The 21,150-nt window shown below is 43.0% G+C and carries 19 protein-coding genes; 14 read left to right on the top strand and 5 right to left on the bottom strand.

Features of this window, described 5'->3' with window-relative positions; translation table 11 throughout:
• Positions 1 to 51: 51 nt before the first annotated feature.
• A complete protein-coding gene (locus tag NIT04_RS14865) occupies positions 52 to 231 on the bottom strand; it encodes a hypothetical protein (RefSeq protein WP_252504316.1) in 180 nt (59 codons plus the stop codon).
• Between the two features lie 136 nt (positions 232 to 367).
• Between NIT04_RS14865 and NIT04_RS14860 the strand changes: the two genes are divergently transcribed.
• A complete protein-coding gene (locus tag NIT04_RS14860) occupies positions 368 to 2,017 on the top strand; it encodes an FAD-binding dehydrogenase (RefSeq protein ID WP_252504315.1) in 1,650 nt (549 codons plus the stop codon).
• Positions 2,018 to 2,080: 63 nt separating this feature from the next.
• Here the strand turns inward: NIT04_RS14860 and NIT04_RS14855 are convergent, their stop codons facing one another.
• A complete protein-coding gene (locus NIT04_RS14855; RefSeq protein ID WP_252504314.1) occupies positions 2,081 to 2,359 on the bottom strand; it encodes a hypothetical protein in 279 nt (92 codons plus the stop codon).
• 161 nt (positions 2,360 to 2,520) lie between these two features.
• Here NIT04_RS14855 and NIT04_RS14850 point away from each other — a divergent pair, with 161 nt between their 5' ends.
• Positions 2,521 to 4,107: a M2 family metallopeptidase gene (locus NIT04_RS14850; RefSeq protein WP_252504313.1), complete on the top strand. Its 1,587-nt coding sequence runs from the start codon at positions 2,521 to 2,523 to the stop codon at positions 4,105 to 4,107.
• A gap of 44 nt (positions 4,108 to 4,151) precedes the next feature.
• Here NIT04_RS14850 and NIT04_RS14845 read toward each other — a convergent pair whose 3' ends face one another.
• On the bottom strand, positions 4,152 to 4,373 hold the full coding sequence (locus tag NIT04_RS14845; protein ID WP_252504312.1) for a hypothetical protein: 222 nt from the start codon (positions 4,371 to 4,373) through the stop codon (positions 4,152 to 4,154).
• Between the two features lie 138 nt (positions 4,374 to 4,511).
• On the opposite strand from NIT04_RS14845, the gene NIT04_RS14840 reads away from it, so the two are divergent.
• The 5 genes from NIT04_RS14840 (at position 4,512) to NIT04_RS14820 (ending at position 11,750) form a co-directional block, all read left to right on the top strand.
• On the top strand, positions 4,512 to 4,967 hold the full coding sequence (locus NIT04_RS14840) for a DIP1984 family protein (RefSeq protein ID WP_252504311.1): 456 nt from the start codon (positions 4,512 to 4,514) through the stop codon (positions 4,965 to 4,967).
• 456 nt (positions 4,968 to 5,423) lie between these two features.
• A complete protein-coding gene (locus tag NIT04_RS14835) occupies positions 5,424 to 7,889 on the top strand; it encodes a sigma factor-like helix-turn-helix DNA-binding protein (protein ID WP_252504310.1) in 2,466 nt (821 codons plus the stop codon).
• Positions 7,890 to 7,894: 5 nt separating this feature from the next.
• Positions 7,895 to 9,190: a ParB/RepB/Spo0J family partition protein gene (locus NIT04_RS14830; protein ID WP_252504309.1), complete on the top strand. Its 1,296-nt coding sequence runs from the start codon at positions 7,895 to 7,897 to the stop codon at positions 9,188 to 9,190.
• Positions 9,183 to 9,437: a hypothetical protein gene (locus NIT04_RS14825; protein ID WP_252504308.1), complete on the top strand. Its 255-nt coding sequence runs from the start codon at positions 9,183 to 9,185 to the stop codon at positions 9,435 to 9,437. Before NIT04_RS14830 ends, NIT04_RS14825 begins: the two co-directional genes overlap by 8 nt.
• 30 nt (positions 9,438 to 9,467) lie before the next feature.
• Positions 9,468 to 11,750, top strand: coding sequence for an SNF2-related protein (locus tag NIT04_RS14820; protein ID WP_252504307.1), 2,283 nt, complete (start codon positions 9,468 to 9,470; stop codon positions 11,748 to 11,750).
• Positions 11,751 to 12,115: 365 nt separating this feature from the next.
• Here the strand turns inward: NIT04_RS14820 and NIT04_RS14815 are convergent, their stop codons facing one another.
• Positions 12,116 to 12,934 carry an MBL fold metallo-hydrolase gene (locus NIT04_RS14815; protein WP_252504306.1) on the bottom strand — a complete coding sequence of 273 codons (819 nt, stop codon included), beginning with the start codon at positions 12,932 to 12,934 and terminating at the stop codon, positions 12,116 to 12,118.
• Positions 12,935 to 13,079: 145 nt separating this feature from the next.
• Here NIT04_RS14815 and NIT04_RS14810 point away from each other — a divergent pair, with 145 nt between their 5' ends.
• Both NIT04_RS14810 and NIT04_RS14805 read left to right on the top strand, forming a co-directional pair.
• The gene (locus tag NIT04_RS14810) at positions 13,080 to 13,610 is read left to right on the top strand and encodes a DUF1572 family protein (RefSeq protein ID WP_252504305.1); all 531 of its coding nucleotides are present in this window, start codon (positions 13,080 to 13,082) and stop codon (positions 13,608 to 13,610) included.
• 86 nt (positions 13,611 to 13,696) lie between these two features.
• A complete protein-coding gene (locus tag NIT04_RS14805) occupies positions 13,697 to 15,277 on the top strand; it encodes an FAD-dependent oxidoreductase (RefSeq protein WP_252504304.1) in 1,581 nt (526 codons plus the stop codon).
• A 44-nt stretch (positions 15,278 to 15,321) separates the two neighbouring features.
• On the opposite strand, the gene NIT04_RS14800 is transcribed toward NIT04_RS14805, so the two are convergent.
• Positions 15,322 to 16,221, bottom strand: coding sequence for a hypothetical protein (locus NIT04_RS14800; RefSeq protein WP_252504303.1), 900 nt, complete (start codon positions 16,219 to 16,221; stop codon positions 15,322 to 15,324).
• Positions 16,222 to 16,361: 140 nt separating this feature from the next.
• Between NIT04_RS14800 and NIT04_RS14795 the strand changes: the two genes are divergently transcribed.
• The 5 genes from NIT04_RS14795 to NIT04_RS14775 all read left to right on the top strand — a co-directional run bounded on the left by NIT04_RS14795 (position 16,362) and on the right by NIT04_RS14775 (position 21,050).
• Entirely contained in the window at positions 16,362 to 16,790 is a 429-nt protein-coding gene (locus tag NIT04_RS14795) for an SRPBCC family protein (protein ID WP_252504302.1), read from the top strand.
• Positions 16,791 to 16,823: 33 nt separating this feature from the next.
• Positions 16,824 to 17,600 (top strand): serine hydrolase, encoded by a 777-nt coding sequence (locus NIT04_RS14790; RefSeq protein WP_252504301.1) that lies wholly within the window; start codon positions 16,824 to 16,826, stop codon positions 17,598 to 17,600.
• Between the two features lie 267 nt (positions 17,601 to 17,867).
• Entirely contained in the window at positions 17,868 to 19,274 is a 1,407-nt protein-coding gene (locus NIT04_RS14785; protein ID WP_252504300.1) for a serine hydrolase, read from the top strand.
• A gap of 144 nt (positions 19,275 to 19,418) precedes the next feature.
• Positions 19,419 to 19,532, top strand: coding sequence for a YjcZ family sporulation protein (locus NIT04_RS14780; protein ID WP_252504299.1), 114 nt, complete (start codon positions 19,419 to 19,421; stop codon positions 19,530 to 19,532).
• A 336-nt stretch (positions 19,533 to 19,868) separates the two neighbouring features.
• Positions 19,869 to 21,050 (top strand): NupC/NupG family nucleoside CNT transporter, encoded by a 1,182-nt coding sequence (locus NIT04_RS14775; RefSeq protein ID WP_252504298.1) that lies wholly within the window; start codon positions 19,869 to 19,871, stop codon positions 21,048 to 21,050.
• Positions 21,051 to 21,150 lie beyond the last annotated feature (100 nt).

The following is a 21,150-nucleotide window of genomic DNA, read 5'->3' as shown; positions in this document are numbered from 1 at the left end:
AATTCTTTAAACTAAATATAAACAGGTGAAGGAATTTCCCTCACCTGTTTTTTACTGTTCTCGATCATCCCGCTGTTCTTTTCGTGCTTTTGCGTCAAAGTCTTCTGCGAATTCTTGTGTGCGGTTTTCGCCTGGATTATTCGTATTGCTGTTTGTGTTGTGTGCCTCTTTGTAAGTGTCAAAGCTATTATGCGTTCTCTCATTCATTGTCTTCTTATTGTTTTTATTCATCGACCATTCACCTCCTACACGTACTATGCACGCTAGCGAAAGATGTATACGTTGCTGTTCGCAACGAAAAGAAGGAATTGGAAATGTATTTGGCGAAAGGTGGATTGTGGGATTTATTAACATTGGGGGAAGCGAAATGGACTATGATGTCATTGTAGTGGGAGCTGGACTCGCCGGTTTGGTGGCCGCTTCGGAAGTGATTAAAGCGGGGAAAAAGGTGCTTTTACTAGACCAAGAGCCGGAGACGTCGATGGGCGGGCAGGCGTGGTGGTCGTTCGGGGGATTGTTTTTAGTCGATTCGCCGGAGCAGCGGAGACTTGGCATAAAAGATTCAAAGGAGCTCGCTTGGCAAGACTGGATGGGAAGTGCAGGATTCGACCGGCTCGATGATGAAGATCATTGGGCAATAAAATGGGCGGAAGCGTATGTGGATTTTGCTGCGAATGAAAAAAGGGAATGGCTTCATTCGCTTGGCGTCCGGTTTTTCCCGGTCGTGGGCTGGGCGGAAAGAGGGGGCTATTTAGCTGAAGGGCACGGCAATTCAGTGCCGCGTTTCCATATTACGTGGGGAACGGGACCTGGGCTCGTGAAACCGTTCGAGCAAATGGTCCGTGAAGGGATGACCAACGGGCTTGTCGACTACAAGCCGCGGCATCAGGTGGATGAGCTGCTTGTTGAAAAGGGAGCAGTTGTCGGTGTGAAGGGATCTGAACTCGAACCGAGCGACGCAGCGAGAGGGGAAAAGAGCTCCCGAACGATCAACGGGGAATTTACATACGGGGCTCCCGCAGTCGTTGTGACGAGTGGCGGGATCGGGGCGAACTTCGATCTCGTCAGGGAAAACTGGCCAACTCGTTTAGGAGTACCCCCGAAACAGATGATTTCAGGCGTCCCGGCCCACGTCGATGGGCGGATGCTTGCGATAACGGAAAATGCTGGCGGGAGGATTGTGAATAAGGATCGGATGTGGCATTACACGGAAGGCATCCGGAATTGGAGTCCGATCTGGCCGCATCATGGCATCCGCATTTTACCGGGGCCGTCTTCCATCTGGCTTGACGCGGAAGGGAACCGTTTCCCCGCACCGAATTTCCCGGGCTTCGACACGTTGGGGACGTTGCAGGCAATCAAGGAAACGGGCTATGACTATTCGTGGTTCATTCTCACTGAAAAGATTATTGAAAAGGAATTTGCATTGTCCGGCTCTGAACAGAATCCGGATTTGACTGGGAAGAGCATTAAGAAGGTCCTGTCGAGGGTGCTTCCGGGTCCGCCGGCTCCAGTGAAAGCGTTCATGGATCACGGCGAGGACTTCATCGTGGCGGAAACGCTAGAAGAATTGGTGGCTGGAATGAACCGTGTCGCGGGGAACGACTTGATCGATGCCAGCAAGATCGAGCGGCAGTTGCTTGCAAGGGACCGGGAGATGGACAATACATTCACAAAGGATTTGCAAATTACTGCGCTTCGCGGGGCGAGAAATTATATTGGCGACAAGCTGATCCGCGTTGCGAAACCACATAAGCTGCTCGACCCGAAAAACGGACCATTGATAGCTGTCAGGCTCAATATTTTAACAAGAAAAACACTGGGCGGGCTTCAAACGGACTTGTCCGGCCGTGTGTTGAATGAAGCGGGGGGCCGTGTCCCCGGATTGTATGCCGCAGGAGAAGTTGCCGGCTTTGGCGGTGGAGGCGTACATGGATACCGTGCTCTTGAAGGGACCTTTTTAGGAGGCTGCCTATTCAGCGGTCGCATTGTCGGGCGAACTATTGCCCAATGTTGAAAGATGAGTGAAAAAAGATGCCAATGACCAAACAAGCGAAGGGATTTGGTCATTGGCATCTAATCATTTTGTTTGCTCTATGCGCAGCACATCGGCTTTTGTCTCTAATAATTCATTCGTTAAGATCAGCATCTTTCGATCGACTTTTCTAATTTCTTCACTGAGCTTGTCCTCAGTAAAATCAATTCGCTCCATCACTGTCTTGTGATTTGAATCGACGGTTGTTTGTAAATCTTTCAAGTCACTTCGAGTTTCTTTCAAATCGCTCTCAATGCCTTTCACAAGCAAGGATAGTTCAGAGATTGCCTGCAAAATTTCATTTTGATAATTGGCTTGGTCCATTTTTCACACCACCTCTCATAAGTTTCATATGCCTATTATACCCGATTTCGACAATAGCCGCACTCACCTTCGACATCAATTTTCAGAAGTAGTGCAAAAAGAAGGACAATTGCCTTCCTCGTCGAATAAGTAAAGAATGACAGAAAAAAGGGGAAGAGAGCATGACAGTTGAACAGTTTTTGGAAGAGCAAACAAAGGTTATCAAGGACTTGCATAAGACGAGCGCAAACAGCTCTTGGATGGCGGCGACGACGGGGGAAGCCGAGTGGAATCAAAAGACAGCGGAGGCGCAAACGGAATTTAATAAGTATCTTTCGAATCCGGAACGTTTCGAGCAAGTGAAGGAGTATCTTGCTCAAGATGATTTGACGGCAATGCAACGACGCCAGCTCGAAAGCCTCCATACCGGTATGGCGGGAAAACAGATACCGGAAAAGGATTTAAAGGAAATGGTGGAGCTTTCGACGGAATTGATTGGTATCTTCAACACGTTCCGCGCCACAATCGCCGGAAAGCCGGTATCGGAAAATGATGTCCGTGAGATTTTAATTAAAAGCAATGATTTGGCAGAACGCGAAGAGGCTTGGCACGCGAGCAAGCAGATCGGAAAGGAAGTTGAGGAAAAGCTGTTGATCCTCGTGAAGAAACGGAATGAAGTCGCACGCTCGCTAGGTTTCGAAAACTATCACCAAATGAGTTTCGAGCATCAGGAACTGGATCGGGATGAGATCTTTTCCATCTTCCATGAGCTGAAGGACCTTTCTGACGAACCGTTCCGCGAAATGAAGCAGGAATTGGACAGCGAACTCGCTGAGCGATTCGGCATTTCAATTGAAGAGCTTCGTCCATGGCATTATGCGGATCCGTTTTTCCAAGAAGCGCCGCCTTCCAAGGATTTGGACTTGGATCCGTTTTACGAAGGGAAAGACCTCGAGAAGCTGACAATTGCAACGTTCGAGAGCATGGGCATGGACATTACGGATATGCTTGCGAAAAGCGATATGTATCCGCGCGATAAGAAAAACCAGCATGCGTTCTGCACGGATATCGACCGGGAAGGCGACGTCCGCGTGCTCTGCAACAATGTGCCGTCCGATTATTGGTCCGTCACGACGTTGCATGAATTCGGCCATGCGGTTTATTTCAAATATGTCGATCGTCAACTTCCATTCCTATTGCGGACTTGCGCGCATACGTTGACGACGGAAGCTGTAGCGATGCTTTACGGCCGTTTCGGGAAAAACCCGGCATGGTTGCAGCAGTTTTTAGGATTGGATAAAGCCGAAGTGGAGGAATTGACGCCGCTTATCGAGGAATCTTTACGCAGGCAAATGTTCATTGCTGGCCGCTGGATCATGACATTCACGTTCTTTGAGCGCGAGCTTTATGAAAATCCAGACCAGGATTTGAACAAGCTTTGGTGGAAAATCGTACAGGATGTCCAATTTGTGAACCCGCCAGAGAACGTCGATTACCCGCATTGGGCGGCGAAAATCCATTTCACGCTCGTCCCGGTGTATTATCAAAACTATTTGCTCGGCGAGTTGACGACGTCACAATTGCAGTCCTATATCGAGAAAAACATTTCAACCGATCTGTTTACGCCTGAAGTAGGCGCGTATTTGGTGGAAGAGTATTTCAAGCCGGGCGCGCTCTACCCGTGGAATGAAAAGATCGAAAAGGCGACAGGCGAAAAGCTGAATCCGCAATATTTCATTGACCAATTCGTGACGAAAGCGCTTGTATAAATAACATATGCCGAACAAGATATGGAATCTCGTTCGGCATTTTCTCATCTTCTTTTCTTTTTCGGATCTAGCGCGGCCGTCTTGCTTTTATCAACAACCTTTTCGAATTCCACAAACACATAATAGACATTTTCCTTTATTTCCTCGACGTTCGTCACTTTTCCTTTGCGCCCTTTAAGGGTCACATTGTCGTCGAGGGAAGGGATTGTTCTGAGCACTTGATTGAGCACGTAATTGTTATTTTCGTAGAAATGAATGGCATACATAATTCGAATCTCCTTTAGTAGTATGATAGTTGGAATCCATTCATTTTATGATTGTCCAAGGGATTTAGAACAAAGGATTTTTAGCGAGTCGTGTCGAATAAAAGAGATAATGACAGGTTGAAAAAGGGAGTGGTATGGATGAAGCTTGCAGAGGCATTGATAGCCCGTGCGGATTATCAAAAAAGGAACGAGCAGTTGAAAAGGCGGATCAGTCTTAATTTGAAAATCCAAGAAGGCGAAGAGCCGGCGGAGGATCCGAACGAAATGTTGGCGGAGCTTGAGAGCAATACGAAAGAATTGACGGCTTTGATTCAGCGGATCAATAAAACAAATTGCTCAATCCAATTCGACGAAACGCGCACGCTTGCAGATGCCTTGGTCGAACGTGACCAGAAGTGGGACAAGCGGTTGGTCCTTGCAAAAATTGCAGAGGAAGCATCAATCCGAAACGACCGATACAGCCGAACTGAAATCAAGATTGTCAGCACCGTTGACGTTTCGGCTATTCAAAAGCAAGTCGACCAATTATCGAAAGAGTTCAGGGAGCTCGACACGAAGATTCAAGGTTTGAATTGGAGCATTGATTTGTTGTAAGCGGGCATGCCCGGAAATTTGACGCAACTATATTGATTTGCAAGTCGGTAGCTGCATCGCAAAGGTGAGTACAAACCCGCCAACTGGGATAGTTGGACTAATGGTAGGTAGATGGGGCTATACCAATCGGTTCGAAGCCGTCATGAACAATTGAAGCCCAGTACCGTGACATGTGTACAAATAAATGTAATTGTAACTTCCATGTACTAATTTGCGAAGGCAGTGAGGGTGGGGTTGGGGAACTGTTTACATTTTTAGTTGAAATCAATAGTAATATTCGAGTGGAAATGTCGGTCGGCCTTAGTCAATTGGAAAATAATAACGCTTGTATTTGGGGAAATATGAACTTATTATTTAAAACATACATATCTCCAAAATGATTTTTTCAGAAAGAATCTGGCTGCTTAAATGCACATTAAGGAAATTTACATGTATAGTGATGAGGAGAATACGTCGATGCATCGACAAGAAAATAAGTTTAATTATTTGTTTAATCCGTATACCCTCTACTGTCTTCTAGAATTCAATATATCAAAAAGTATTATTGAAAAGTTAGTAGCAGATGGGTTTGTGGTCAATGATTTTTTGGGATTTACGGATAAGGTGGCCCACATGAAAACGATGAAGAAATCGTTATTTCAAAAAGTTAATAGTGTGCTACCTGGGTTGAATGAAGATCTGTGCCAACAATCGGTGTATAAGTTAAGCGCTGCGGGGTTATCACCTGTAAATATTCAATTACTTGTGAACCATAATATTACGTATTCCGAGCTTGAATCGATGACGTATGATGTGTTTTTTGAGCGGATTGGTAAAAAAAATAAAAAATCCAGCTTTGAGCGAATTAAAAAAGCCTATATCGATTGTGAAGCATTATTTCAGTTTGACTTTCGTTTTCAAATGTATAGTTTTTACTTGAATCAGCACTTTGAATCTTTATCGCCACGTCAATACGTAATGGTTGAAGCATTAAGTGGTGTTTTGAGTGAGCGTCTCTCATTACCAATATCAACAATAGACGTGAGATACATAGAACTATTTTTAAATGAAAAAACAGCTGAAAACTACTTGACTTATGCAGAGGGTCTAGGGTTTGCTAAAAAATATACTACTATAAAAACATTTTTAGCAACAGACTTTGGCGGAAGAGACGTATTGTTGCGTCGTATGAAGGGTGAGACCTTACAGGAAATTGGCGATTACTTAGGTGTAACTCGTGAACGTATTCGTCAGGTGGAAGCGAAGGTGCTCAATCGCTTACCTCAACTTGAAGAGCTTATTTATTATAAGGTAATCTTCGAGTCTTATAATTGGAATGAGGAGCTATTTTCGGCTGTTTATGATGAAAGCATAGACGTGTTTAGACTCTTAGATTTGAAACTGAAACGCGGTAATACAAGCGTTTTGCATGCACTAGGAGAGCTGGAATTAACAGAAGTGCAAAAAAAGATAATTTTAGAGCACTTTGATTGCTATATTAATTATGAACTGCAAGTAATGCCATACAGTAATAAATTAGGCTTCTTTGAGCATTTAATGTTTCATATTGGCCAAATGGCTGTTAGCGATGAGGAATTTATTGAGGTGGCAAATACTTTCATAGAGGAGCAACAGTTAAATCCTTCGCTCCTTTTTACAAATCGTAGTGTGATAGGGATGCCAGACCGCTCACGGAAAATTTTGCGTACGAAAAGAAATGGTTTCCGCTTTTATGATACAACGAAGATTGAATTTGATACGTTTACTCAGCTAAAAGAGCTTCTTGACCTGGACCCGGGTGTATATAGTATGTCCAAAATATTTAGAGAAAATGAAGCATTAATGGATGAGTTAAACATTGATTCCGAATTTGAGCTGCATAATTTGTATAAAAAATGCATTGAAATCGATGGTGTGACTTTTACACGAATGCCTGAGTTTAGTGTGAAAACGACGAAGCGAGAGTTTTTAATAAACTTATTTTACGAGTTAGCGCCAATTTCGATTGAGGAGTTTTTATCGTATGCTGAATCGCACTACGGCTTACGTCAAGACTCCTTATATAGCTTGTTGTACAATGATTACTTAGCTTTTATTTACAATAATGAAATTAAGGTCGATTATGCTGAAGTGAGTGAAGAAGAGTATGCGTTGGTCGGCTCATGGCTGAAACATGATATATACACTGTACAAGAATTTATAGCGCTTGGATCCGAACACATTGAGAACTTCAAAGAGAAATTCATCAACAATCAGGCGTTAATGAAACTCAACTACAGTTTAAAGGGCCTGTTCGTACTGCATCGCGCGTATGTTTCGGTTGATCAATACTTTACAAAGCTGATTTTAAAAGATAGATTGTTTAAAAATAATCGGACGCATCATTTTAAAACGAACCATTTTTTAACAGCATTGTACAATTTAGAGAAAAACTTAGACGTTGTCAAAGTCGCACCTGATGTGTATTTAACAAATAAAAAACTACAAGATGTGGGCGTTATGAAAAACGAGTTAGTAGCATATCGCAATGCTGCGTTTGAATATGCACAGGTACCGCATTTCACGTATCGCTATCTGAAGAACAAAGGCTTCGAGCATGAATTGGAAGACTTTGGATTTGATGATATTTTTTATGAACGCATTATTTGGACACATCCGCAACTCCGCTCGTTACATACAAGAAAATGTACGATCTTTACAAAAAGACAGGAGCAGGACTTTACATTGAAGGACATTATCGAATGGTTGCTCACTCAAAACGGTGAACCACTAGACATAGATGTCTTACAAAACAAGATGCAAAACGAATTTGGCATAGAAGTTAGAAAAGAAAAACTTTTTTATGTCATTCAAAATTCATCATTACATTTTTCTAAGGAAATGAATAAATTATACCAAAGCAAGGAAGTATTTTACGAAACTATTTATAATATAAAGGGGTAATCAACATGCAAGATTTAAAGAAACTTATTGGCCAGTCTATTATGGAAACTGATGAAACGCGTCCACTCTTTATTAAGAATAAAGAGAAAATGTATAAGGTGTTAATCATTCCACTAGATTTATGCCATTATAACGATAATAATGGTCGTATTTCAACGTACATTAGCAAGCATTTATTTAGCGGCGGAAAATTAGAAAAAAACGATCTTGAGGCTTATAACAAAGTATTAGAGCGGTTTATCTATGATTCTAATCCGAACGCCTTGGACAAAACCAAAAAAAATATTCAACTAGTCGGTCAGCTTGAACCAGGTGTTGTTCTAAATGATGGCCGCATTATTGATGGCAATCGCCGTTTTACAGCACTTCGTAAATTGAAAGCAGAGGGTGCAAAAGATATTTACTTTAAGGCGATCTTATTAGACCAGTCTGAAGGCATTGACGATAAAGATATTAAAAAGCTTGAGTTGCAGCTACAGCATGGTAAAGAAAAGCCAGTAGAGTATAATCCGATTGATAACTTAGTCGACATTTTTCGTGACCTTGTTGAAAACAAGCTCTTTACAATTGAAGAGTACGTCCAATATGTGAATAAACCGATAAGTGACGTTAAGAAAATGGTTAAGCGTTCCGTTTTAATGGACCAGTTTTTACAATACATTAATGCAGAAAAACAATATTACATTGTACGAGATTGGGAATTCGATACGATTTTCCAAGACATTCTAAACATTATTGAACGCCAACTAAAAGGCATCGATGTTATTACAATATTAGATGCTAAAAGTGACAATAAAAGCGAAGTACAAGAATACCTCCGGATTCGTAATACCTTGTTTACGACTGCACTTTCAGGTAGGATGCTGAAAACAAATGTTCAAACGAAGCAACGACGGAGTGATGACCTGTCTCGTTATATTAGAGATATCGGGAAGCATGTTATCGATACGGATAAAAAGGATAGATACCTTGAAGAAATGGAAGACTTTGTCGACGATATTTACGATACGCTTCATGACCATGATCAGCTAGACGACAAGACACTCCAAAAAGTAAGTAAGGACATTGAGAGCACACAACAAGTTATCGTAACAAAAGGGGAAGATTACATTGAACACGGCCAATTAACCAACGTACAAACCAAGCCTGTTACGATTATGAATAAAGTTCTTAATAGCTTTGAACAGCTAGATTACATTCAATTGAAATATATGGATAATGAAATGGAACAAGATTTTCTTACATTATACAATAAGCTTAAAGCGGAAATGGAGAAAATTGAAGAGGCATTACGTGTATAAAACACTCACTTTACAACCTTCTTATTTCTCCGATGAAGACGATATGGCCACCAATCTCTATATTCCTGTTTTTTTTGGAAAAACAGGAATATATGATCGGGTGAGCCCTTATTTCAGCTTTAAAGCGTTAGCTGCCTATAGCAAGGGAATAGAAGGCTTAATTCTTAATGACGGAAAAATGCGTTTTATTATTTCACATGAAATTAGCTATGATGGCTATGAAATGCTAAAGGCAGGCTATGTATAAAGAAAAAGATTGCTCCAGAGCTTGTATACCGTGATTACCGTGCTTCTTTGCTTGGAAGAGAAGCGAAATGACAGCAATTTTGCTCAGTTAATTGCACGAGGAGTAATAGATGTTAAGATGGGCTTTACACATAATGGCATTTTCCATAGTAAGTATGGAATTTGCGAGGATGCAAATGGCAATCTAATTTATTTTAACAGCTCCCACAATGAAACTGCCACAGCTATTGCGAATAATTATGAGGCTTTTGATGTAACGGCTTCATGGAAAAGCGCTTCATTCGATTTGCAACGTCCATTTCGTGCGATTGAACGCTTTAATCAACTTTGGCAGGGCGGCTCCAAAAATGGCTTTGTCTTTGTGATAGACATAGATGAGCTCATTAAACAGCAGTTGATTAAATATGATAGGGGGACGCTGATATTGAATACAACGTTAATAACACCAAATTCACTTATTTTGGACTATGTAAACGAGCAACTTACCGTACACAATAATGTAAGCTCTTATACGATTAAAGGCACGGAATCAATTTTTCAATCAAAACTATTTGCCTATTTAGATGGCGGTTTCCCAAACTTCGAGAAAAATTTAACGCATTTACATATGCGGGACATAATCAAGCACATAAAGAAATTTGCTGAACGGAAAGAGTTTGAAGTAGTCGTAACTGAGGCGTTACAGCAATTTATTTCTCAAGAGGCATACTACATTAAAGAGCGTGCAGATTACGGAAAGGCGATTAAATATTATCAAAAAGACATTGATCCAATTATTGGCGACCGTTTTGAGGCTTTTAAAGCAATAGCGGTGAGAGCGTTTGCGCGTCCGCCGAGAGATGTACAGCTTTGGTGTGCCTTTTATATGTATGAAATGCAAAGGGCATCGAACTTTTCAGTGCCTGGGGCAGGAAAAACAACGATGGCTTATCTTGTTTTTTCTTATTTATCATCTTCTGAAATTGATCAAGTTGATAAAATTGTCATGATTGGACCGAAAAATTCTTTTTTGGCTTGGAAGCAAGAATTCCACGAAAACTTTGGCGCGAATAAAGAGTTGCGTGTATTAGATGTGCAACGCTATAAATATTCACCGACTGAGTTTATTGCTGAAGCTGGGAAGTGCAATATCATTTTAGTCAATTATGAATCTGTTGCTAAATATCGGGACGTGTTGAGCAGTGTGATCGATGACCGAACGATGCTTATTTTAGACGAAGTGCATAAAATTAAAGGTATTCAAAGTGCTCGTGCACAATCGGTGATGGATGTATCAAAGCGCGCAAAATATAAATATGCATTAACTGGAACGCCGATTCCTAACTCGTATGAAGATATTTATAACTTATTAAATATATTATTCGATGATGAATACGCAATATATTTTAATTTTAGAAAAGATCAACTAAGAAATCCGAATACCATCATGATGGAGCGCATCAATGATTTAATGTATCCATTCTTTTGGCGAACAACAAAAGAAGAGCTGCAGGTACCACCAGCAAATGAAAACGATATACGTTTCGTGCTTGCTTCTGATCAAGAACAGGAGTTATTGAATCTATTGTATCGGAAATATGGACACTCTGTTTTCCACTTGTACATTCGTTTAATTCAAGCTTCGGTAAATCCGACTCTTTTACTTAACAGTATTGATTATACAGAGATGTATGGCGATGAGGCAGACAATAATATGAATCCGTGGCACGCTGTCGACTCGGAGAAAATAGTATTTACAGAACAAGAAATCTCCTTAATTCAAAGCATTCCTAAAACCTCCAAATTTTTCGAGGCCATCGACTTAGCACAATCATTGCATCAAGAGCAAAAACAAACAATCATTTGGTGTATATTTGTTGATACGATGTTATCGCTTGAACATGAGCTAAACCAATTAGGTATACGTGCTAAGGTGATTTACGGTAATACGAACCAGCAAGAACGTGATGAAATTATTGGGCAATTTTTAGAGAAGAAAATCGATATTTTAATTACGAACCCTCATACTCTTGGCGAGTCGGTTTCATTACATCATACTTGTCATGATGCGATTTACTTAGAGTACTCATTTAACTTGACGCATCTCTTGCAATCACGCGACCGGATTCATCGTCTTGGACTAAAGAAAGACCAATATACACAGTACTACTTCCTCATGCTTCAAGGCCAACATGGGGAGCGCAATTCCATTGACGAGCGAATTTATTATCGATTAAAGGATAAGGAAGATCGCATGCTTGCGGCTATTGAACGTGGAGTGTTAACACCTGATCCAATGGTAGATTTAGCTGATATTATAGCGTTATTTAATTAATTTATGTTGAGTGCTAGCTAGATTAAATTCAAAGCCTTATACTCATACTTATATTCTCATCTTTAGTTATGACATTACTGTATAAAAACAGATTTAACCTTAGAGCACAGGCAGAATGGCCTATCGTTCGGCATGAGTACAAACCTGTCAACCAGGCAAACAATACTTATTGTTCAATGGAAGCATCTATCGTTAACTTAGATGCTTCCATTATTAAAAAGAGGGTTGGTTTATGAAGTAGAAGTAAACTGTAGTGGAAGTTTAAGCTGCAAATGCCGGAAAATAGTTATGAGCTATGCGGAAAAAGGAATTGATGTAGACGAGAAATGAGGAGCGTGCATCAAAAGCAAATGGAAACACGCTCCTCATTGCCTGTTCCCTTCATTTACGATCGAGTTAATGATATGAATTGAATTCCATTCGCCGAATGAAAAGTAGGTGATTGGGTATTTTTTCGGGAAAAGCCGTGCATGAATTTCACGCACTTCGTATCCTTTTTTGTGCAAAGCAAATGTATTTTCCCTGAGTTCCTCCAAATACGCAAGTTTCTTCTGCAACGCCATGCGCCCGTCTTTCACATATCCTGCATGGCAGCAAAACATTTCCCCGAAGTCATATGCCAACGTCTTTTCGAGTGAACTGATAATCGTAGGAATGCTTTCATCACGTAATATCACTTTCGTTCTAGGGTGAACATATAAATCCCCGGTAAAGAGTTGTCCGGTCTCCTCATTCAGAAAAGATAGATGGTCTTGTGCATGTCCCGGCGTCGGGATGACTGTCCATTCAGCGTTTCTGGAACGGAATGTCTCCCCGATTGGCAGTGCCTCAAAAGGGCGTCTTCTTCCCCAGAAAAACTTCCGATAGAGCGGATAGTCCGCTTTTTGTGCACATTCTTCAATCGCCATTTCATTCATGAAAATGGGAAATCCATATTCTGTGTGCAAGTATTGCGCGCCTCCTGTATGGTCCTCATGCGCATGCGTAATGACGACTTTGTCAACGTCAGCCTGAGCAAAGAAAGCTTTGAACTCCTCCGATAGTGACTGGGAGCCGGTATCGATCAGCACCCCATCCGTTTCAAAACAATACACATTCAACTTTACGCTGTTCAGTTGAACGACCCCATTGACAAATCTTACATTGCTAACTTCATCTTGCTTTGATTTCGTCTTCAAGAACAAGAGCCTCACCCCTTATCGTTTCATAATTCACTTACTAGTAGACTACCATATCGTGAATGATTATTCATTCATTAATGAATAGTCTTTTAAATAAAGGGTTTTCACAAGCTACAATCGAATACAGTAGCAAAAAGGGGGTTGCGATATGTCGATCGGAACAGAATATTTACGTGTCATTCGGGAACGGTTCACGACTATAAAAGGGCAAGGCGAAAAGACTTTCGCCCAATTGGATGAAGGTGATTTTCACTGGACGATGAACGACGCGTCAAACAGCATCGCGGTTCTTATCCAGCATATAAGCGGAAATATGGTGTCGAGGTGGACGGATTTCCTGACGACGGACGGTGAAAAGCCCGACCGGAACCGGGATGGGGAATTCGAGGCGAAACAAATGTCCAAGGTGCAATTGCTAGATTGTTGGGAGCATGGCTGGGGAGTGTTTTTGAATACGCTCGAAAGCTTGAATGAGCAAGACTTGGAAAAGACCGTTCATATTCGCGGCGAAGCACAATCTGTCATCGACGCGATCGAACGGCAAATGGCGCATTACGCTGCCCATGTCGGACAAATCATGTTCATCGGGAAGCAGATCAAAGGAGAGCAGTGGGAAAATTTAAGCATTCCGAAGGGGGAGTCTGACGCGTACTTGGCGCGGATGTTGAAGGGGAATTAAAAACGGGAGACTTCAATCATGCAATATGTTTAGGTCACCAACCAATGGGAATCCTACCTTTAGTACATACTACAGGAGGGCAAGATATGAACAGTCAAAGCAATGGAAAACTGCCGGAGCATCCGGAACCGTTCTGGAGGACGAGTGTTGAATTTCCATCCTTTCCAAGTTTGAAGGAAGACCTTGAAGTGGATGTCATCGTCGTAGGAGCTGGCATCACCGGTATTACGTCCGCGTATTTATTGGCAAATGAAGGACGTAAGGTAGCGGTCATTGAAGCGGACAAAGTGTTGAACGGGACGACGGGTCATACGACGGCGAAAGTTACGGCGCAGCATGATTTGATTTACGATGAGTTCATCCAAAACATGGGAAGAAGTACGGCGAGGATGTATTACGAAGCGAATATCGAAGCGCTTGAATTCATCAATAAAACGGTGGAGGAACAGGGGATTGACTGCGATTTCACTAGAGAGGATGCGTATATCTACTCTGTTTCTGAGAAGTATGCCCGCAAAATTGAGAAGGAAGCGGAAGCCTATGAAAAGCTTCATATCGATGGCGGCTTAGTCGATGGCATCCCTTTTAATATTGACAACGTGCAAAATGTCCTTGTCATGAGGAACCAGGCTCAGTTTCACGTCACTAAATATTTGGTTCACTTAATTGATTTATTCACACAAAAAGGCGGTCAGCTTTTTGAGGATACAGTCGCTGTCAATATTGAGACGGGGGAGCGGCCTGTTGTTCTGACGCGTGAAGAGAAACGGATAACCGCGAAGCATGTGTTGATTTGTACCCATTTTCCGTTTTATGAGGGAACGGGCCTTTATTCGACAAGGATGTATGCGGACCGTTCGTATGCGCTTGCTGTGAAGGCGAAAAAACCTTTCCCTTCAGGCATGTACATTAGCGCTGACGACCCGACCCGGTCGTTACGCTCTGTCAAGGATAATAACGGCGAGGAATTGGTCCTCATCGTTGGGGAGAACCATAAAACCGGTCAAAATAAAATGGAGACGATGGAGCATTACAAAGCGTTGGAGCAATTCGGCGAAGAAATTTTCGGGCTCGAGAAAGTCGTTCAAAGGTGGTCGGCGCAGGACTTGGTCACGTTGGATAAACTTCCTTATATCGGTGAATTAACATCAGGAAATCCGAATATCCTCATTGCGACGGGCTTCCGAAAATGGGGAATGTCGAATGGGACGGCCGCCGCGTTGCTGTTCCGCGATATGGTCACCGGTAAAGAGAACAAGTTTGAAAAGCTGTATACACCTTCTAGATTTTATGCGCATCCAAGTTTGAAAAATTTCCTCGTCCAAAATGCAAACGTTGTCGGGCAACTGATCAAAGGGAAGCTTGATTCACCGAATACAAGACCCGATACTTTAGCCAAAGGGGAAGGCAAGGTCGTGACACTCGACGGGCATCGGAAAGGCGCTTACCGCGATGATGAAGGAAAAATCCATATCGTCGACACGACGTGCACCCATATGGGATGCGAAGTTTCATGGAATAGCGGTGACAGGACGTGGGACTGCCCGTGCCACGGATCTAGGTTTAAACCGACAGGCGAAGTGGTTGAAGGTCCTGCGGAAAAGCCGTTGCAGAAGTATGATTATACGATGTTGGATAATTTGACATCAGAGGATTCGGGATATTGAATGAAAACGACCCATCTGGCGATTAGCCAGATGGGTTGTTTCAATTACGGATTTTTTCGATACACAGATGGCGTAAAACGTTCCCACTCTTCCTCTAATTCCGCCCAGTCAACAATTTTCCACGGATTGAAGAACGTCTGTCCATTTTTATTGAAAAACAACTGACCGTCGATGCAATAGGCGGCATGTTGAACATTGCCATTTTCGTCCATCCAAACGACTGCGTCACCCTCTTGGAAACGGTCTTCAACTTCCGTGAATGAAGCTTGTGCCAACTTTTGCTTAAAGGCTTCACCGTGGACCCATTCATGGATAATCCATTCGTCAAGATCAGGATCGGAACTGATAGCGAATAGCGTGGCGGCGAGGCAATTGGCACCTGGCTCGGTGGAAAATGTATTCGCATAGTTGGTCAAATGGGAAGGCGTGGCTGCGGGTGGTTGCATCGATGTCCATTCATCGTATTGCTGTGCGGTTTTGCGGACGATTTCTTCTTTGATGGAAGTGGGCAGTTTCATCCACATTGCCCTTTGTAAAACACCGAGTCTCTCCCCGTTCACTTCCAAAATATAGTCTTTAGGAAATGAATCTTGGTCAGACAATAGCGTGATGGGGCCGACTAGGCCTCTTCCTAACTCATATTGCAGCGTGAATAGCTTCTGTCTCGTGTCGGCGGAGAGTGAGGCGATCCACTCGGGTTGCGCAACAATGACGAACTCAGCCTCCTTTGAAATCTTCCAATACATATAACTATTGACCATTTCGATGCCGTTATAGGAGGAGTGGCCGAAGAACTCCGCCCTCGGAAACACCAAAGCTCCTTGCAAATCATTTTGGAATAAAGGTAAATCATTCGTTCGTAAAAAATATAAATCCTTTTCTGGAATATATTTTTCAATCCAATAATCTAGCTGCTGTTGTGTAGGCTTTATCGTAATATCCATGTCTATGCACCTCTTGACTGAAAATTGTCCTTATTCTCATATTAACTTACTAATGCAGAACCTTCCATCGTTTTCAGAAAATAGTAGAGGGATTTTCACTTCTGCATCGAATACATAAAAGAGAACTTTTGGAGGTGGAAGTGTTGAATACAGACATCACGACAAAAATGAAAATAAATAAACAAGCAAGTGACGTATTCGAAGCGATAGTCGATCCTGAGAAAATGGGCGGGTACTGGTTTTCTTCGGGGACGGCGAGAGTCCAACAAGGGAAGACGATTACATGGAAGTACGAGGAATATGGTGCTGAAGGGGATATTCATGTTTTGAGTGTAGAAGAAAACAAGAAGATTGTTTTTAATTGGGGAGAAACGACGGTCACGATGGCGTTCCATGAAGCGGATGGAAGCACGATTATTGAAGTGACTGAATCGGGCTTTGGTGTGGACGACCCTGATATCATGAGTAAAATGCTAGGACAAAAAGAAGGCTGGGTGTATATGCTGACGTGCTTGAAGGGGTACGTGGAGAACGGCATTACGACGTTGCGGGCTTCATTGGTTCATTAAATGAAGAGATTGCAGGAGAAGCTAGAGGCTCGTTTGAAGAACGCGATGGGGTCGTGGTCTGTTGCAGTGGAGGATGTAAATGAAGTCGCCTCATTTTCGTTGAATGGAGATAAATCCGTTTACGCGGCAAGCCTCATCAAAGTTCCCATCATGGCGGCGGTGTTTGCGGTGGCGGAGGAAGGTGGTCTCCGTTTAGGGGATCGTTTGCCGTTGCGCAGGGATGACATCGTCGGCGGCTGCGGTGTGCTGCAGTTCATGACGCCCGGCATTGAATTGCCGATTCATGATTTAGTAACATTAATGATCATTCAAAGCGATAATACCGCAACCAATATGTTGATTGATTTGATTGGAATGGAAAAGATTCAAGCTGTCATGACCGAGCTCGGGATGGATAGAAGTGAGATCCATCACAGACTGATGATTGTTCAAGCGAATCGTATCAATAGTAATGAAATAACTCCATCTGACATGAACGGTTTATTGACGCAAATTGCGCGTGGCCAGTGTGTTTCGTTGCACGCTTCCGAGCAGATGGTCCGCATTATGAAGCAACAGCAGCTTTCGAATGGCTTGATTGACAGCTTGCCAGCGAAAAACACTTCCATTGTCGGTGCTATTCCGGAGTGGGAGTTTGCCGGGAAAACGGGGAATGTCGAAGGGATTATGCATGAATGTGGGCTGCTTTATGTGAGGGGCCGCTGCATGGCGGTTTCCGTGCTGTCCAAAGGATGTGCAGAGGAGGAAGCGCGGGAGATGATTGCGCAAATCGGTAGTGAAGTGTATGCATATGCTAGCGGAGAAAAGTGAAATGTGCCGGATACGGATACTTCCCCATCTGGTTTTTTTTGACCACAAAATACTCGTGAATTGTATTCAATCGGTGATAAATTGATCCGAGTCGGTGATAAACTGCGCCAAGTCGGTGATAAAGTCGCTAGCGTCGGTGATAAACCCACACAAGTCGGTGATAACCCTCGCCGAGTAGGTGATAACGTATGAAAAGAGGGAAATCAGGCGCGGCGGCGAATTTCTCAGTATAGAGTATTCATAAACAATCAAACAGGGGGAATGAATATGAGGGAGACAGTTGCGGTAGAGCCGTTTGATAAGTATGCAATCGAGTATATCAAGAAGCATTTGATTCCAGGGGCGATTATCGGCATTGAAGCGGAAGGGCAGCGCGTGTATGAAAAGGGATTTGGCTATCGGAATGTGGCGCAGCAGTTGCCGGTGACGGAGGATACGGTATTCGGGATCGCTTCGATGACAAAGTCTTTTACGTGCGCTGGTATCATGAAGCTTCAGGAAGCTGGGAAAGTGTCGGTGCATGACAACATCGTCGATTATCTGCCTGAGTTGAAGACGTCGGGCGGACAAGTGGAGCGGATTACGATTCATCATCTGATGACGCATACGGCTGGTTATCCGCCGCTTGCGACGCATGTGTATGCAAGGAAAAATAGCATCGAGCAAGATCCTTCGGCAAAAGATTACGGGCTCGACCTATTGAACAATCCGGGGCCGCATATCGAGACTTTTGACGAGATGCTTGCATTCATGGCCAATGACGACTTTGAATGGCTCGGCGAACCGGGACAGTTTTACAGTTATTCGAACGATTCCTACGGGTTGCTTGGCGTCATCATTAGCCGGGTGAGCGGGCAGCCTTATGAGCAGTTCATCGAGGAGAATATTTTGAAGCCTGCGGGCATGAAAAATAGCTTTTTCGACATGCGACTGTTGGACGAAAAGGAAGACGTGACGACGCTCTACATGAAAGCGAAAGACGGCTCGCATGTATATGAGGCGCCGCTTTGGTGGGATGCGCCGTCAATGCGCGCGGTCGGGTATTTGAAGTCAACTGCAAATGATATTCTCCGGTATTTGGAAATGTATTGGAATGAAGGCGTCGCAGGTGGAACGCGGATTTTATCGAAAGAAAGCATTGCGCAAATGATTCATCCGCACGTCGAATACGAGCCTGGCAGATGCTACGGCTATGGGCTCCGGATCGTCCCCGATTATTTCGGCTCTACGTTGATCAGCCACGGGGGCGGATTGAAAGGCGTCTCTTCGTATATGTGTGCAATTGTCGAGAAAAAGAAGGCGGGCGTCATTTTGACGAATGTTTCAGATGTGCCTGCGGGCGATTTGCTGATGAATGCGATGAATATCACAGAAGGCAGGGAGCTGGATGCATCTTATTCAACGTATGAAGTGCTTGAGATCGATGCGGAAGAACTTCAGAAATTTACAGGGTCCTTCATCTCCAGCGAGGGGATGAATGTGCAAGTGGTGCTGAAAGAGGGCAAGCTTACGATTGAATCGAATGAAGTGTACAGGACGTTGAAGTGCATCGGGAAAAACTTTTTTATCGATGAAGACGAGAAGGAAGGTATTTTGCAATTTCTTGAAAACGGATGCGGAGAAATTGAGCGGATCGTCTATGGAGGAAGGCATATTATGAAGGAAATTATGTAAATGGTAACTGGTCTTTCACTTGTATGTGAGAGGCCTTTTTTTTATTCTTCTTAAGTCAAGTGGAACTTTCTAGGGGAATGTCATGGGCAAGGATGTTTTGATTACATAGAATAACAGCATCAAGTGTTTTGGAGGTGTTGAGGAATGTCGAAAGAAGTCGGGAGCTATGGATATGGCGGCGGTTTTACGTTGATCGTCGTGTTGTTCATCCTATTGATTATTGTCGGTGCATCATACTTGGGTGAAGGTTACTGTTAAGAAAAAATTATTAGTAAATAAATTAACGGAAAATGCATGAAAATCAAAAAGTGGAGAGGGTCGCAACCGCGTCCTCTCTATTTTTTTATGTGCTAATTTTGTCAATGCCTCTCAAGAGAATTATATGTTATTATAGGCGAGTCGGAAAAAAACATATAACATTTTCATTCTTATCCGACTAATTCGGCGCTTATGATGATTATTTTTTTCTGTATATAAACAGGTGAATTGTCGAATAACTAAAGTGATTACGGAGAATCTTTTTCGGGAAGATACAAGAAAATGGAATTGTTTGATCCACACATAGTTTATGCATCTAGAGAGGGGGAAACCGCTTTGAAATTCCTCATATTCATTGCGGCGTTACTTATTATCTTTTTCCTTGCATTCATCGTAAGCAATGGCAAAAAGAAGATTAAATATAAATCGATTGTCACGATGATCGGTTTGCAGCTCGTATTGGCTTTCGCTCTATTGAATACGGAAGTCGGCCTCATCCTGATCAAGGGAGTGGCGAATGTATTTGATAAGCTTTTAGCATATGCCGCGGAAGGGATCAATTTTGTTTTCGGCGGGCTCGCCAACGAAGGCTCCTTCCCCTTTTTCCTGAATGTTTTATTGCCAATTGTCTTTGTTTCCGTACTTATCGGGATTGCTCAGTATATTAGGCTGCTTCCTTTAATCATCCGGTTTCTCGGATTGATATTGAGCAAAGTCAATGGACTAGGGAAATTGGAGTCGTTTAATGCGGTCGCCTCAGCGATTTTTGGACAATCCGAGGTGTTCATCTCTATTAAAAAACAGCTGCCGCATATTCCAAAACATCGGATGTATACACTGTGTACGTCAGCTATGTCAACAGTATCCGCGTCAATCTTAGGGGCGTATATGACGATGATCGAACCGAAGTATGTCATTACGGCACTCGTACTGAATTTGTTCGGCGGTTTCATCATCGCGAATATCATCAACCCTTATGAAGTGTCGGAGGATGAAGATATTATTGAAATTAAAGGAGAGAGAAAGCAGTCTTTCTTTGAAATGTTAGGCGAATATATTATGGACGGCTTTAAAGTGGCCGTCATCGTCGGCGCTATGCTGATCGGTTTTGTCGCATTGATCGGCATGATTAACAGTGTTTTCGAAGCGGCTGTCGGCGTCAGCTTCCAGACTGCGTTAGGATATGTATTTGCGCCATTTGCATTCATCGTCGGCATTCCGGCATCGGAAGTTGTACAAGCCGGCACGATCATGGCGACGAAATTGCTAACAAACGAGTTCGTGGCGATGATGGACTTGGCTAAAATTACGTCATCCTTATCGGAAAGAACGGTCGGCATTATTTCCGTCTTCCTCGTGTCATTCGCGAACTTCTCTTCAATCGGAATCATTTCCGGAGCTGTGAAAGGTTTGAATGAAGAACAAGGAAATACGGTCGCTAAATTCGGCTTGAAATTGCTCTACGGGGCAACATTGGTCAGTTTATTGACAGCGGCTGTTACTGGAATCATGTTGTAAGAGGGAGACCCTAAGGCGGGTCTCCTTTTTTTATGGGCAAATCCCTTCAATGGAAGTGGGCGTGTCGAAACGTTATTATGGAATGGTAGCAATTTGGAAG

Origin of the sequence: Sporosarcina sp. Marseille-Q4943, from assembly GCF_943736995.1 — a bacterium.
GTDB lineage: Bacteria > Bacillota > Bacilli > Bacillales_A > Planococcaceae > Sporosarcina.
The sequence above is the reverse complement of the archived record's forward strand: the minus strand, read 5'-3'. Positions and strand labels throughout refer to the sequence as shown.